Origin of the sequence: Alteromonas genovensis (genome assembly GCF_010500895.1) — a bacterium.
Taxonomy (GTDB): Bacteria; Pseudomonadota; Gammaproteobacteria; order Enterobacterales; family Alteromonadaceae; genus Alteromonas; species Alteromonas genovensis.
The window spans coordinates 242,390-260,309 of sequence record NZ_JAAAWO010000004.1 but is presented as its reverse complement, the minus strand read 5'-3'; the positions used below and the strand labels follow the sequence as shown (position 1 = coordinate 260,309).

At 49.9% G+C, this 17,920-nt stretch carries 2 protein-coding genes; one reads left to right on the top strand and one right to left on the bottom strand.

Going from position 1 to position 17,920, the window contains the following annotated elements:
- Positions 1-53: 53 nt before the first annotated feature.
- On the bottom strand, positions 54-1,985 hold the full coding sequence (locus tag GTQ48_RS07680) for a TolC family outer membrane protein (RefSeq protein WP_163106041.1): 1,932 nt from the start codon (positions 1,983-1,985) through the stop codon (positions 54-56).
- Positions 1,986-2,245: 260 nt separating this feature from the next.
- Between GTQ48_RS07680 and GTQ48_RS07675 the strand changes: the two genes are divergently transcribed.
- Entirely contained in the window at positions 2,246-17,908 is a 15,663-nt protein-coding gene (locus GTQ48_RS07675; protein WP_163106039.1) for a BapA/Bap/LapF family large adhesin, read from the top strand.
- The last annotated feature ends 12 nt before the right edge of the window (positions 17,909-17,920 follow it).

The following is a 17,920-nucleotide window of genomic DNA, read 5'->3' as shown; positions in this document are numbered from 1 at the left end:
AAGATATGTCGTTTTTGACCTGTTGATCCTTCATATGGTCTGCCGTATTACGATTAACTAGAGGGAAGCTGAATAATAGCAGCCTCAATTCTACGGTTGCGTGCATTGGCTGCTTCAGACTCTTCATCAACAAGCGGACGGCTCTCGCCATAGCCAACTGCGGTAATTCTACGAGGCGCTATATTAGCTTTTGTCATAAGAAGAGACGCTACAGCCTTTGCCCTTCGCTCTGACAAGCGCTGATTGTAAGCTGCATCGCCATCAAGTGAGGCGTGACCATGAATGATCACCCCTGAATTCGGATTAGCATTGAGTGCTTCAATAACGCTTTGCAAATTGTTTTCGTATTCTGGCAACACGTCTGAGGAGTTAGATGCAAACTCTATGTTCATCTTAAAAGAATCGATTATTTGAGCGTCGTCAAGGGTGAAGTCGGCAGCGCTGGGCTCTGGCTCTTTTGCCTCACAGCCAAAATCATTAACCATAGCCCCTGGTGTTGAGTCTACGCAGTCGTCCCACAAATCCACAATGCCATCACCATCAGAGTCCCGCTTAAGAATGTTTCGTTCATCTTCAAAGTTAGTGCGTACGACAGGGCAAACATAGTTAGGATCATAGCTGATTTTTTCTTCTGCCATGTCAAGTACGTCAGGTACGCCTTCTTTTGTAATACCTAAGGTTTGCGCCAAACTGCCCGAAGCAGCCAAAAGCCTAACTCTTGCTTTTTCAAGAGTATATTGGGCCTCTAAATAAGCTCGACTCGACTCGTAGTATTCGTTTTCAGAATCAAGTAAATCTAATAGCGAACGCTCACCGATAGTAAACTGGTCCATGTAAGCTGACTTCACTCTATCTGATGACAGTCTATGCGCGTTTAGCGAAGGAAGCTGCTCGGTGATATTGATAATGTCGTTGTAAGCAATTTGCACCGTTTGTCGCATATCGATACACGCTTTATCTCGTAAATCTTTTGCAAGGTCCACCTGAGACAAGGCTTGCCTAATTGCAGCGCGGTCAGAGCCTCCGTTATACAGATTGTAAGAAAAATTAACCCCTACGCTGGCCTCAGTTATTGTATTATTCAGTGCCGCTTGATCTCGCGTTTGTGCACCGTAGCTCGCCGTCAAATTAACTTGCGGGTGATACAGACTTTTCGCACTGTCTACTCCATAACGTTGTGCATCTATATTGTAAATTGCCGCGTTAAATTGTGGGTTAGTGCCATAGGCATTGGTCAATAACGTATTAATACCTGTCACACTGGTGTCCACATAAGCAGAATTTAACGTTACGGGTGTTAACCTATCTGCGGGCTTCACTCCTACTAAACGAAGAAAGCGTGCGGTCACATCGTGAAGGTTAGATAGCTCGGTCAATACATTGGATTCAGCAAGAGAAAGCCGCCCGCTGATTTGCTCCAGGTCGGCCCGTCGCCCAACCCCCGCTTCAACACTATCTTCAATCTGTTTAAAAACATCTACGTGAGTAATGAGGTTTTCTTCTGCAAGCTTTAATAATTCTCTAAACAGCTGTACATCCATATAAGCAAGCGCAGTTTCAAGAGATTTTTGCTCAACCTCGCCAAGCAATTCAAAATACCTTACTACTTGCGCTTGTTTGAACTGCTTAACTTCGCTACTTGTTAAAAACCCATCATAAAGCATTTGGGTCAGCGCTATTTCTGCTGTGTGCCCCATGTACTCTCGGTCTAAACCATAATTTCTATCTGTGTAAGCACTTGTTGCCAATACATCTACTTGGGGCCTAAAGCCTCCGCGAGCGATATCAACATCTGACATTGCAACTTGAAGCTGACGCCAGCTGGCTTGCACTTCAGGGTTTTCATTAACGACCTTTCGAACGTAATTCTCGAGACTCACTGAGGTGCTTTCTCCACCGTTAGTTTGAGCATAAGCCCCGTGAGCGAGTGCAGTGCCAGCCACGCCTATTGCAACTTTGCGAAGTACTTTTTTTGTCAACTTCATATACTTAACTCGATGTTTAAAACTTAGGCGACATTAATGTCGTTTCTTACTTCTAAAACGTAGACGCAAATAAGTTTTCTGCAAACCTAACGGCCCATTATTAGTCTAAAAGGTAATAAAATAGGGGGAGTTACCTAGTTTTTCTCACGCCTTTATACCAATGGCTAAAGCCTATCCGTACTACGGTCCGGTAACGAGATTGAAAAGCCCTGCTACGCTTTTTATATAGCGTGAATATCTATTTTCATTGAGAGGGACTTATGGCCGAGGTAAGCATTGTAGAAGTAAATGGTGAAGCTTCTTTAGTACGTAGTGAAACAGGCGACCGAGTTAACGCAGCGTCAGGTATGACGATTAACGAGGGCGATGTTTTAAATATTGCACCAGATGCCACCGTTACCGTTAGCGTAAACGGTGAACTTCGCACATTGCCAGCGGGGCAGACCGTTTCGTTCCCTCTACAGTTAGACTTTACGGACAGCAATACCGACGACGAGTTTGCAGTTTTTGATGAAAGCGTGGATGAACTTGCAGCACTGCTCGACGGCGTTGAAGGCTCTGAGAGCGCATCCCAAGAGAACGGTGATTTTTTAGACTTATTAGCTGGTGAAGGCGACATCTTAGAATCATTAGAAGCGACTGCGGCAGGTCTTGATGGCGGCGCAGGTACCGGTGGTGGTAGTAACTTTGTACGCGTAGATCGTATTAATGAAGACGTTGACCCAGTAGGTTTCCAATTTGAACAAAGTAACAACAATAACGATGACATAACCCCAACTGAATTCTCAGGGACCGGAGAGCAAGCTCAAGATATTTCGCTAACCTTAGACCCTATTGGATTAACCAACGATACAACGCCTACCATTACAGGTATCACCTCTGCCATTCCCGGTAGCACGGTAACCTTTACAGTGACAGACAGTGAAGGAAACACTCAAACACTTACGGCGATTGTTCAAGGTGATGGTACGTTTAGCGCAGATGTTCCTAACGCCTTAGCAAACGGTGATTTTACTGTTGACGCTACTGTGCTCGAGCCAACTGGCAATACCGCTGATGGCTCAACAACAGGCCAAATAGACGCTGCCGCACCAACAATCACTATTAATGCGCCAGCTTTGGATAACGACACAACGCCAACGTTGTCAGGAACTACTGATGCGACGCCTGGCAGTACCGTTACCCTTACTATTGTTGACAGCGCGGGTAACACGCAAACCGTGACCGCGATTGTGCAGGCCGATGGTACCTATAGCGCAGATGTACCGGCTGAACTGGTCGAAGGCGAGTTCACCGTTAACGCCAGTGTGACTGATGAAGCGGGCAATACGGCTACTGCCGATACCACGGGTATTATTGATACCACCGCACCAACGATCACTATCAATGCGCCGGCTTTGGACAACGACACCACGCCGACTCTTTCAGGTACCACAGATGCCGCCCCTGGCAGTACGGTTACGCTAACTATCACTGACAGCGCGGGTAACACGCAAACCGTGACCGCGATTGTGCAGGCCGATGGTACCTATAGCGCAGATGTACCGGCTGAACTGGTCGAAGGCGAGTTCACCGTTAACGCCAGTGTGACTGATGAAGCGGGCAATACGGCTACTGCCGATACCACGGGTATTATTGATACCACCGCACCCACAATCACTATCAATGCGCCGGCTTTGGACAACGACACCACGCCGACTCTTTCAGGTACCACAGATGCCGCCCCTGGCAGTACGGTTACGCTAACTATCACCGACAGCGCGGGCAACACGCAAACCGTGACGGCTATTGTGCAGGCCGATGGCACCTATAATGTGGAAGTGCCCGTAGAACTGGCCGAGGGCGAATTTTCGGTTAATGCCAGTGTGACTGACGAGGCTGGTAATACGGCTACCGCCGATACCACGGGTATTATTGATACCACCGCACCAACACTCACTATCAATGCGCCGGCTTTGGATAACGACACCACGCCAACGTTGTCAGGGACCACCGATGCTGCCCCTGGCAGCACGGTTACGCTAACTATCACCGACAGCGCGGGCAACACGCAAACTGTGACCGCCATTGTGCAGGCCGATGGTACTTACAGTGTGGATGTACCAGCAGAACTGGCCGAAGGCGAGTTCACCATTAACGCCAGTTTGACTGACGATGCGGGCAATACCGCCACCGCCGATACCACAGGTGAAATTGATACTACTGCGCCGTCGATCACTATCGACACCGTTGCGACAGGTAACGACACCACGCCGACTCTTTCAGGGACCACCGATGCTGCCCCTGGCAGCACGGTTACGCTAACTATCACCGACAGCGCGGGCAACACGCAAACTGTGACCGCCATTGTGCAGGCCGATGGCACCTATAATGTGGAAGTGCCCGTAGAACTGGCCGAGGGCGAATTTTCGGTTAATGCCAGTGTGACTGACGAGGCTGGTAATACGGCTACCGCCGATACCACGGGTATTATTGATATCACCGCACCAACAATCACTATCAATGCGCCGGCTTTGGACAACGACACCACGCCGACTCTTTCAGGTACCACCGATGCCGCCCCTGGCAGTGCGGTTACGCTAACTATCACTGACAGCGCGGGCAACACGCAAACCATCACGGCTATTGTGCAGGCAGATGGCACCTATAATGTGGATGTGCCCGCAGAACTGGCCGAAGGCGAGTTCACCATCAACGCCAGTGTGACTGACGACGCGGGCAATACCGCCACCGCCGATACCACAGGTGAAATTGATACTACTGCGCCGTCGATCACTATCGACACCATTGCGACAGGTAACGACACCACGCCGACGCTTTCAGGCACTACTGACCTTCCTGAGGGAAGCACAGTAACGCTTGAGGTTACAGATAGCGCTGGAAACACACAACTTATCAATGCCTTGGTCGATGCAAATGGTAGCTTTAGCGTAGATGTGCCAAACGCACTAGCTGACGGCGACTTTACGGTTACCGCTAGTGCAACTGACAGTGCAGGCAATACCGCAAATGCCAATACAACAGGCAATGTAGATAGCCAAGCGCCACTGTTAACCCTTGATACACAAGGCGCTGCCAGTGATGTTACTCCAACTATCACAGGTACTACCGATGTAGCACCTGGCACACTGGTTACCATTACTGTGGTAGATGCCAACGGTAATTCGCAAAGTTTCCAAGCAGCCGTGCAAGGCGACGGAACATTCAGTGCCGATGTGCCTAGCGCTCTGGCTGACGGCGACTTCACCGTTACGGCCACAGTAAGCGATGCGCAAGGCAACACCGCGACGGCGAACGAAACAAATGGAAGTATTGATACACAAGCGCCTGTTGTTACCGTTAACCCGTTAGATTCAGGTAATGACACTACGCCGATTATTTCAGGTAATACAGATTTACCTGAAGGCGCTGTTGTTGTGATCACCGTAACTGACAGCAATGGAGACACGCAAACCATTAACGCATTGGTTGATGCAGACGGCAACTTCGCAACAGAGGTATTGTCACCACTGCCTGAAGGCGACTACAGCGTCGAAGTTACTGCAACAGATGATGCTGGTAATTCAACAACAGTATCTGAAGGCAGTGGCAATATTGACACCAGCGCCCCTGTTCTAACCCTAAATCCCCAAGGTACAGGCAACGATGAAACGCCTAACATATCGGGCAGCACTGATTTAGCAACGGGAAGCACAGTAACGTTAACCGTCACAGATAGCGCAGGCAACACGCAAACCTTTGACGCCATTGTGGACGCGAATGGTGACTTCAGCGCGGACGTACCAAATGCTATGCCAGATGGCAGCTATACAGTAATCGCAAGCGCTACAGATGAAGCAGGAAATACAACAACCTCTTCCGATACTGGAATCCTAGATACTAGCGCCCCAGCGCTGACACTAGATGCGCAAGTCACGGTTAGCGATACTACACCAACTATATCGGGTACGACTGACCTACCCGCGGGTTCAACCGTGACGCTTTCCGTTACTGACAGTGCAGGAAACACCCAAACCTTTACTGCATTTGTTGATGCAAGCGGTAACTTTAGTGTTGATGTCCCCGCGCCTCTTGCCGAGGGTGATTACTCAGTAACCGCTACCGCTACTGACAGCAACGGAAATAGTGCATCTGTTACCGACAATAACGGTATAGTCGATACCGTCGCGCCGGTTATTTCGCTAGATGCGCTGGGTTCAAATAACGATACTACGCCTACCATTTCAGGCACTACCGACTTAGCAGCAGGTGAGAGTGTAACGCTGTTGATCACCGATAACGCTGGCAATACCCAAACCGTTACGGCAACGGTTGATGCAAACGGCAACTTCAGTGTGGATGTGCCAGTTGCACTGGCCGAAGGTGACTATACGGTTACTGCTACGGCCACCGACGATGCTGGCAACAGTGCGTCAGCCAATACAACAGGCACCATCGACACCACATCGCCTACCCTAACCTTAGACCCTCAAGGATTAGGCAATGACACAACGCCAACCATTTCGGGTAGTACAGATCTAGCCGAAGGTAGCGTGGTCTCTTTGGTTATCACAGATAGTGCAGGCAACATTCAAACAGTTACAGCAACGGTTGATGCTGCAGGAATCTTTACGGTTGATGTACCCGCGGCACTTGCCGAAGGCTCGTACACTGTTGAAGCCACCGCCACTGATGAAGCTGGCAACAGCACATCGATACTCGATAATGCAGGCGTTATCGACATCACGCCGCCTGAGCTAAATCTTGACGAATTAGCGCCTGAGAATAACCTAACGCCATCTATTTCTGGCACCACAAACCTTCCTGCTGGCACCATTGTCACATTAACGGTGGTCGACAGTGCCGGTAACACGCAAACCTTTGCCGCAACGGTACAAACTGACGGCAGCTTTGCAGCGAATGTACCTTCACCGCTGGCTGAGGGTGACTATACGGTTACCGCTACGGCTCAAGACGGGGCAGGCAATCAAGGTTCAGATTCTGAAACCGGTGGTAGCGTAGATACCACAGCGCCTGTTATCACTCTGGATCCGCTTGGTACAGGTAACGATAACACGCCTACCATTAGCGGAAGTACCGACCTAGCCGCAGGAAGCACAGTAACGATTACAGTGACTGATAGCGCTGGCACTGTGCAGTCGTTTACAGCAACTGTAGATGCTAATGGCGACTTCAGTGCAGATGTGCCTAATTCTATGGCTGACGGAAACTTCGACGTTACTGCAACGGCCACCGATGCTGCAGGCAATACTGCTACAGATACAGTGAGTGGCGACATAAACTCTGCCGCGCCTACCTTATCCCTTGATCCTCTTGGGTCGGGCAACGACACGACGCCGACTATTTCAGGTGACACCGACTTAGCACCAGGTAGTACCGTAACGCTAACTGTGAACGACAGTGCTGGAAACACGCAAACATTCAGTGCCATAGTGCAAGGCGATGGAAGCTTTACGGCTGATGTTCCTGCGAGCTTACCTGAAGGTGACTATTCTGTTACTGCGACCGCCACAGACGGCGCTGGCAACAGTGCATCGGTAACCGAAACTGGCGGTAACATCGATACAACAGCCCCATCAATAACCATCGATACACAAGGGCTTGGCAATGATGCAACGCCATCTATCTCTGGCACCACAGACCTCAACGCTGGCGATACGGTTAGCATAAGCGTGACAGACAACGCTGGAAATACCCAAACATTTACAGCAACCGTTCAAAACGATGGCACTTACAGTGCTGATGTTCCTGCCGATTTAGCTGAAGGCAGTTTCAGCGTAACCGTCACTGCAACTGACGATGCGGGTAATTCAGCAACGGCTATCGATAATAACGGTGTTATCGATACAGCAGCCCCCACCGTAACGTTAGACGCGCAAGGCCTAACCAACGACGCTACACCGACTATATCGGGAACCACCGACTTGGCTGAGGGCAATACTGTAAGCATAAGCGTGACTGACAGCCAGGGCGATACGCAAACCTTCACTGCCACCGTTCAAGGGAACGGTAGCTTTAGCGCTGATGTGCCCCTTGACCTTGCACAAGGTGATTACACAGTAGAAGTGACGGCGACTGATGATGCAGGTAATCAAAACACAGCGGTTGATAACAACGGTACAGTTGACAGCATTCCACCTGTTATCAACTTAGATCCAGTGGCCAGCGGCAATGACGCAACGCCAATTTTGAGCGGTACTAGCGACTTACCAGAGGGAGCAACAATTACACTGGTTGTCACCGATGCAGGCGGTAATGTACAGAACCTTACCGCTACGGTAAACGCGGATGGCACTTTCTCAGTCGAGGTACCTAGCGCGCTTGTTGATGGCGATTACGAGGTAACAGCCAGTGCGAGCGATGCTGCGGGCAATAGCACGACAGTAACGGATAACGGCAATATTAATGCAAGCGCCCCGGACATTACGCTAGATGCCCTTGGCCAGACAAACGACGCCACGCCTCTTATTTCGGGCACAACTAACGCGCCGGTTGGTGCCATTGTCACCTTAACAGTGACAGATAGTGCTGGAGCAGTTCAAACCTTTACTGCAACAGTACAAGGAGATGGCACCTTCAGCGCAAGCGTACCGTCAGACTTGGCCGAGGGTAGCTACACCGTCGAAGCAGAGGTGACTGATGGCGCGGGCAATACAGGCTCAGACGCTGAAACTGGCGGTGTAGTAGATACCACATCACCGGCTATTGATGTGGCAGAGCAAGGCATTGGCAATGATTCAACACCAACCATTAGCGGAACGACAGACCAGCCAGTCGGAAGCACGGTTTCAATTACTGTCACCGATAACGCTGGCAATATACAAACCTTATCAGCAACTGTACAAAGCGACGGCTCTTTTAGCGTAGACGTTCCGACCACTTTGGCTGAGGGTAACTACACAGTTCAGGCTACCGTTGTTGATGAAGCTGGCAATACAGCGTCCGACGCTGAAACCGGCCTAATCGACACAATTTCACCTGTTATTACGCTGGACGAGCCGGGCACAGTTAGCGACTCAACCCCAACCATTAGCGGTACTGTAGACTTACCGCAAGGTTCTACAGTGCAAATAACCGTTGTGGATAGTGCGGGTAATACCCAGGTGTTCTCTGCATTGGTTGCTGCGGGTGGCGTATTCTCTGCCGACGTACCAGCGGCGATGGCTGAAGGAAACTTCACTGTTTCAACAACCGCCACCGATGAAGCAGGCAATAGTACAACCGATAATGAAGCAGGCGTAGTTGATACGCTTGCACCTACATTGACTATAGACGTTGCAGATACCACTAACGACGCGACGCCACTCATTGCCGGTACAACCGATGAACCAGCAGGCTCTGTGGTCACTATTTTGGTAACGGATAGTGCTGGTGCAACCCAGACCTTAAGTGCAGTGGTACAAGCCGATGGGTCTTTCTCTATCTCCCCGGGTACCGATTTAGCGGAAGGCGACTTCACGGTAAGCGCTACCATCAGTGATGAGGCAGATAATACAGCGACAGCGAGTGATACAGGAAACGTAGACACTACAGCACCATCACTAACCTTAACGCCACTTGAGGAAGGCAATGACACAACGCCTACCTTATCTGGTAACACAAACCTAGCGCAGGGTAGTGAGGTTACTCTTGTGGTCACTGACAGCGCAGGAAATGCTCAAACCCTCACAGCTACGGTTGATGCAAATGGAAACTTTACAGTGGACGTGCCTGCGCCTTTGGCAGAAGGTACATACAGTGTTGAAGCCACAGCAAGTGATGAAGCGGGTAATAGCACTACCGTTGTAGACAACACGGGCATTATTGATACAACAGCCCCTACTGTATCGTTAGATACACTGGCCTCAGACAGTGACACAACACCGACTATATCGGGCAATACTGACCTGCCTGCAGGTGCTACGGTAATCATCACGGTTACCGATAACGCAGGTGTAAGCCAGACCTTCGATGCCACTGTTCAGATAGATGGCAGTTTCTCGGCCGATGTGCCAAACGCTATGGCTGAAGGCGGCTACACAGTCACGGCGATTGCCCAAGACTCAGCAGGCAATGAGACAACTGCCACTGAAACAAACGGAAGCGTAGACACTACCGCACCAACTATTATCCTAGATGCACAAGGCACAAGTAACGACACCACGCCAACGATCACTGGCAGCACCGATTTAAGCCCTGGAAGTTCAGTGACCATAACCGTCACCGACAGCGCAGGAGCAGAGCAGACATTTACGGCTATTGTCGACAGCGTTGGTAATTTCAGCGCAGACGTTCCCAATGCCATGGCTGACGGTAACTTCGATGTTACCGCTAATGCCACCGATGCAGCAGGAAACTCAGCGTCTGATACCACCAGCGGTACTATTAATACGGCGGTGCCAAACCTTACCTTGGACGCGCTTGGAACAGGAAATGACACAACACCCACGATTTCTGGGACGACGGATATTGCACCAGGTAGTACGGTATCCATCAGCGTTACGGACAATGCGGGCAACACGCAAACCTTCGATGCAACCGTTCAAGCCAACGGAACCTTCACTGTTGATGTGCCAGCAGCCTTGTCTGAAGGTAATTATTCCGTTACCGCTACCGCGACTGATGGTGCCGGCAATACCGCAACCGCAAACGAAAATGGCGGCATTATTGATACTACAGCACCAACAGCCCCCACTGTTGATGCAGGTAACGGCACTGAGATCACAGGCACCGCAGAGGCTGGCGCAACCGTAAATGTAGATGTGGACGGCGACGGCACGCCTGATTTCACCATTGTTGCTGATGGCGATGGTAACTGGAGCATTACGCCAGATTCCCCGCTTGCTGATGGCGTTGTAGTTTCAGCCACAGCCACAGATGATGCTGGCAATACCAGCGCACCTGCGTCTGATACGGTAGACGCTGTTGCGCCAGTAGTTGCCTTTGATGATTTAACCACCAACGACACAACACCTGCACTGACAGGTACGGTTGATGATGCGACAGCCACCGTTGTTGTCACCATCGATGGGAATGACTACACCGCCACAAATAATGGTAACGGCACGTGGACGCTGGCGGACGATGCAGTAGCCGCACTTGCTGAAGGTAGCTATACCGCTACGGTTACTGCCACTGATGCCGATGGTAACACCGGAACTAACTCTGGTACTGTGGTGATTGACACCACTGCTCCAACAGCGCCTACCGTCGATGCAGGTAATGGCACTGAAATTACCGGTACCGCCGAAGCAGGCAGCGAGGTCAATGTTGATGTGGATGGAGACGGCACGCCAGATTTCACCGTTGTCGCTGATGGCGATGGCAACTGGAGCGTTACGCCAGATACCCCGCTTGCCGATGGTATTGTGGTTACCGCAACGGCAACCGATGAAGCTGGCAATGTCAGTGCACCAGCGTTAGATACAGTAGACGCTGTTGCGCCAGTCGTTGCAATCAACGACTTAACTACTAATGACGCTACACCAGAGCTAACGGGTACGGTTGACGATCCAAGCGCTATTGTAATCGTGACTATTGATGGTGTGGACTACACCGCAACTAACAATGGTGATGGAAGCTGGACGCTGGCTGACGATGCAGTGGCAGCACTTGCAGATGGTAGCTATACCGCTACCGTTACTGCCACTGATGCCGATGGTAATGTGGGTTCAAATTCAGGAACAGTAGTTATTGATACTACACCACCTGCAATCCCTACTGTGGATGCAGGCAACGGCACCGAAATTACCGGTACCGCCGAGGCGGGTAGCGAGGTTAATGTTGATGTAAACGGTGATGGTATCTCTGATTTCACCGTTGTCGCTGACGGCGACGGCAATTGGAGTATTACGCCAGATACACCGCTTGCCAATGGCGTAATCGTGACCGTAACGGCAACTGACGCAGCAGGTAATATTAGCAACCCAGCCACTGACACGGTTGATGCGGTCGCGCCAGTGGTTGACTTCAACGATTTAACAACCAATGACACCACACCAGCGCTTACTGGTTCGGTTAACGACCCAACAGCCACGGTGGTCGTTAACATTAATGGCATTGACTACCCCGCCACCAATAATGGTAACGGCACGTGGACACTGGCTGATGATGCTGTTGCGGCTCTTGCTGAAGGTAGCTATACAGCAACCGTTACTGCAACCGACCCAGAAGGTAATGTGGGTACAAATACAGGTACAGTGGTTATTGATACCACAGCACCAGCAGCACCTACTGTGGATGCAGGCAACGGCACTGAAATTACCGGCACAGCCGAAGCAGGCGCAACCGTGAATGTAGATGTTGATGGCGACGGCACGCCAGATTTCATCGTTGTCGCTGATGGCGACGGCAACTGGAGCGTAACGCCAGGTACACCATTGGCAGATGGCGTTGTAGTAACGGCAACGGCTACTGATGAAGCGGGCAATACCAGCGGATCTGCGTCTGATACGGTAGATGCCGTGGCACCTGTAGTGGCAATTAATGACTTAACCACCAACGACACAACACCAGCGCTGACAGGTACGGTTGATGATGCGACAGCGACCGTTGTGGTTACCATTGACGGGAATGACTACACCGCCACTAATAACGGTAACGGCACGTGGACGCTGGCTGATGACGCAATAGCCACGCTCGCTGAAGGCAGCTATACCGCAACGGTTACCGCAACCGATCCTGACGGTAACGTAAGCACCAATACAGGCACGGTGGTCATCGATACCACTGCGCCTACGGTAGCCATTAACGATCTAACCACCAACGACACCACACCAGAGCTTACCGGTACAGTGAACGACCCCAATGCGATTGTAGTGGTGACCATTGACGGCAACGACTACACCGCTACTAATAACGGTAACGGTACTTGGACACTAGCCGATGACGTAGTCGCCACGCTTGCAGAAGGTAGCTACTCCACTTCGGTAAGCGCGACAGATGCCGCAGGCAACACGGTTACCAACTTAGGTACAGTGGTAATTGATACTACCGCGCCTACGGTTGCAATAAACGATCTAACCACCAACGACACCACGCCAGAGCTTACCGGTACGGTGAACGACCCGAATGCGGTTGTGGTGGTAACTATTGACGGCAATGATTACACCGCTACTAACAACGGTAACGGTACATGGACACTGGCTGATGACGTAGTCGCCACACTTGCTGAAGGTAGCTACCCAACTTCGGTAAGCGCGACAGACGCCGCGGGCAACACGGTCATCAATTCAGGTACTGTAGTAATTGATACCACTGCACCTACGGTAGCCATTAACGATCTTACTACTAACGACACCACCCCGGAACTTACCGGTACAGTGAACGACCCGAACGCGGTTGTGGTGGTGACTATTGACGGGAATGACTACACCGCTACCAATAATGGTAACGGTACCTGGACATTAGCTGACAATATTGTCGCATTACTCGCTGAAGGTAATTATACGGCAACGGTTACCGCTACGGACGCTGTGGGTAATTCTGACTCAGCTACAGGTTCGATTGTTATCGATACCAGTATTGATGAAAACAATAATGGCCAGACGGTAACGTTCGATAGTATTTCAAACGACTCTGGCGTGGCTGGAGACTTTATAACGAGCGACAGCACGCTTATCTTTAATGGAACGGTTGACCTTGGTGACAATACTACCCTAACTGTTACCGTTGATGGCACGTCCTATACCTTTGGCACTGACCCTGAACTTACTATTGATGGCAGCGGCAACTGGAGCCTGGATTTAACTGGCACACCGTTACCTGCGGGTACCTATGCCGTAGTGGCAACCGTCACTGATGAGGCAGGGAATACTGCGAGTACCGCTAGCCAAAATGTGGTTATACAAGCGCTTGATGCCATAAACGACGGCAACGCCGTTGATATGGGTGAGCCTGTGGTCACGGTGAACCCGCCAGAGACCACCAGCAACGTAGATGTTATCGGCTTGGCTGAGTCTACAGGCGGTGTCGATGCAAGTGCTTCCTTTACCGTTTCCCCTAACCATGTAGGTGAAGTATTAGTAGAGGTTGACCAAATAGCACTGGTTGCTGTTGCCGATGCCTACATTGTTGAGGTGTATGACGAGAGTGGTCAACTTGTTTACCAAGGAGTTAGCGCAGATTCACAACTTGCAGATGTCGGTGGACTAGACATTTTTGATGTTACCGGCGACGAGAGCATTTCGTTCACGTTGGCAGGCCTTGATGCTGGCAACTACAGTGTGGTGGTTCGCAATGATGAGAACTTACTTGAAGACTTGCTAGACAATGACAATAGTAACGATGTTGACCTTGATGAACTTGGTTCAGCTGGCGTTGTACTTGGGCCAGACAATCAAGCTGTCGTTCTTGATACTATTGAAACCACGTTAAATACCGGCGTTTTAGGTATTCCAATTGGTACGGTTGGCACTCAAGTAAGGGGCGTATTAGAAGTACTTCTAGATACAACCACAGTAATTGGCGCAGGACAGCTTGTTAATTTACTTACCGCGCCTCTTGATGCAATTGGTTTAACTGGCTTCCTTGATGACATTCTAAGTGTCATTGCCGATGCATTGCTCAGCAATACATTAACCCTATTGCAAGACACTGATATCACCACCACATTAACCGAATACACCTATACGGGTGATTTGGTGGCCCAAGGCAACCTAATCGACGGTGATATTAGCGGCGTAGGTGCCGACACTATCTTAGACGGTGCCCAAGTAACACTGGTTACCAACGCCTCTGGTGATAGTGTGGCTGTACCTGGTACCGGTACCGTTACTATTCAAGGTAACTATGGCGTACTGGAAATTGCCGCAGACGGCACATACACCTATACCGCCGATGGTGACCGCAGTTCAATTGGCCAAGACGAAGTGTTTAACTACACCCTATCAGATGGTGAAACTTCCGATATTGCGGCGCTTACCATCACCATTTCTGGCAGTGACTTCCCGCCAGTAGTAGCCCAAACCGATAACAATGATATGGAGCTGGGCGCACAAACCGCCATTGTGAACGCCCCAGTAACCGATAGTGACTTCCAAGTCATTGGCTTAGCCGAAGGTTCACCAGCGGCGGGGTCGCCGGAGGCTAGCACAACGCTTACCGTTGATGCTGGTTTCTTTGGCGAAGTGGTTGTAGAAGTTAGCCAAACAGCGTTAGTCGCAGTCGCTGATGCGTATCGTGTTGATATTATTGATGCAGATGGCAACGTGGTCGCCACAGCGATGACGCCAGACAACCCGTTAATAGGTGACGTGGCAGGTGTAAACCTTATCGGAGTAACCGGGGATGACACCCTTGTAGCGAAATTCTCAGGGCTACCTGCGGGTGATTACACCGTAGTGGTTCGCAACGACGACAGCGCCCTTGAAACCTTATTTGATCAAGATAGCGACGGCTCCATTACGTTAACTGAATTAGGTGATGGCGGCGTCGTTCTTGGCGAGGAGAATCAAGACGTTGTTTTGACTGCTGTAGAAGATGCACTAAACGGCACTAATGCCAGCGTATTAAGCGGGCTTGGTTTAGGTACGGTTGTACGTAACTTCATTCTAGAACCCGCTTTAGGCGCAGCTGATACCATAGGCGCAGGCGACTTGGTAAGCACTATAACTAACGGACTAAACGCTCTTGGATTGGGCCTTCTAGCTGATAGTGTGTTAGATGCTGTCGCAGCTGCACTGCTAAGTAATACACTCACATTGCTACAGTCTACGGATGTGACTTCAACGCTTACTGAATACGCTTTTGAGGGAAGCACTACTACCTCTGGTAATGTTATTGATGCAGCCAACAGTGGTGACGTAGCAGATAGCATTGCTGAGGGCGGCGTAGTTACGCAAGTTACTCACTCCAATGGTGAGTCTGTTACCGTATTAGGTACTGGTTTATCTGGCATTACCATTGAGGGTGACTATGGCGACTTAACTATCTTTGAAGACGGCAGCTACACCTATATAGCCAACGGCGTGCGCGACGGCTTGGGTAGTACGGATAGCTTCAGCTACACCATTTCAGATGGCACTAACACCTCTACCGCAAACTTAAACTTTAATCTATCAGGGCAAGGGATATCTGCGGACTCAGCGCGGGCAGAGCTAACCTATGATTTTGCCAGTAGCGCAGGTTACGCTGAAGCCGAAGCACTTGAATACACTTGGCTGATTGGCGCCCTTGGTATTGTTATTCCTACCACTGATGATACCCAAAGTAACTCGTTTACAGTAGCAACTGATACCACTATGGATCTTACCTTAACAGTGGATGGCGGCGATCTATTATCATTGGGCTCAGGACTGGACCTATTCATAGAGAGAAACAATAACGGCACGTGGGAAGTTGTTGAAACCTTCTCCAGTGACCAGTTGATAGGCCTGCTTGGCCTTGATGGAAATGGTAGCTTTACTTCATTTGGTCTTACAGCAGGTGAATACCGAGTTACCATGGACGTGGATACAGGCTTAGCCAGTGCTTTTGGCGGCGTCAGTGTTGATTTGAGCTCTACTATTCATTTCCTAGACCAATTTGTGGTTGACGAAGTACAAACTGCCACTGGCAATCTTTTCGAAAACGATGTGCTGTTTGGTCCAACGTACGACGTAACCGTCTCTACTGATGGAACAACCTTCCAAGATGCTACAGGCGGCATTACGTTAGTGGGTGATTACGGCACGCTGCAGATTAACGAAACTGGCGCGTACACTTATACCCCAGACAACACGCAGGCCGTATTTAGCGGCACCTTAACGGATACCTTTACTTACCGTATTGAATATCCAGACGGTACTGTCGAGCAAGCAGAATTTAATGTATTTGTGACAGCATCCGGAGAAGGTGTATCAACAGTACAAGCTATTAATACGTCCGAGTCTGTAAGTACTTCGGGAATTGTGGAGGCTGCGGTGATGGAGACTGCGTGGGTGGAAGACACAGTGACTACCGAGCCTTTCCCCCTCAATGAGATGGCTTTCATTGCAATAACGCCTGAGATGCTCATACCGGAAGATACAATTACGCTTCCAAAAGATGAGCAGTTAACAACAGTGGGGCGTGTAACAGAAGTCAATGACGAGGTGGTAACCATCGATTTGCCGCGGGATACAGCAGTTTCACTATCGACTATTCCTACGATGGAAGATAAGGCTGATATTTTAGCTAATGTAGACGAGCCCTTATCCCCGCTTAGTTCAAAAGCATTAAGCCCAGAGATACTTATACCGGAGGATACAATTACGCTTCCGGAGGATGAGCAGCTAACAGCAGTGGGGCCTGTTACAGAAGTCAAAGACGACGTGGTCAATATTGATTTGCCCAAGGATACTGTCGTTTCACTATCGACTATCCCTACGTTGGAAGATAAGGCTGATATTTTAGCTAATGTAAACGAGCCCTTATCTCCGCTTAGTTCAAAAGCATTAAGTCCTGAGATACTTATACCGGAAGATACAATTACGCTTCCGGAGGAAGAGCAGCTAATGGAGGTGGGACGTGAACCAGAAATGACTGACGAACCGGTATACATTGATTTGCCAGAGGATAACTCAGTAGCAATGTCGACTATTCCTGCATCGGAGAATAATGCTGATGCGTTAGCTGAGCTTAATGAGACCATAATTCCGCTTAGCTCAAAGGCATTATCCCCCGAGATACTTATACCGGAAGATACAATTACTCTACCGGACGAGGAGCAGCTAACAGCAGCGGGGCCTGTTACAGAAGTTGAAAGCGACGTGGTAAACATTGATTTGCCGCAGGATGACTTAATTTTACCGTCAACGTCGTTTGAAGCAGCAGAAATGGACGGCAATAGTGAATCGAACGCTATATCAGGTGAGCCTGTTCATACTGTGCCTAATGAGAGTACTAGCGATATTGGAGTCGCCTCTCAAGTAGAGTCTGAAATATTAAGGACGGCAATTGATAAACTTCCGCCTACCGATATTTAGAGAAGAAGTCAT

What these genes read in the sequence shown, in the direction of transcription:
- GTQ48_RS07680 (WP_163106041.1), bottom strand. Translation starts at nt 1,985, where the DNA reads ATGAAGTTGACAAAAAAAGTACTTCGCAAAGTTGCAATAGGCGTGGCT.
- GTQ48_RS07675 (WP_163106039.1), top strand. Translation starts at nt 2,246, where the DNA reads ATGGCCGAGGTAAGCATTGTAGAAGTAAATGGTGAAGCTTCTTTAGTA.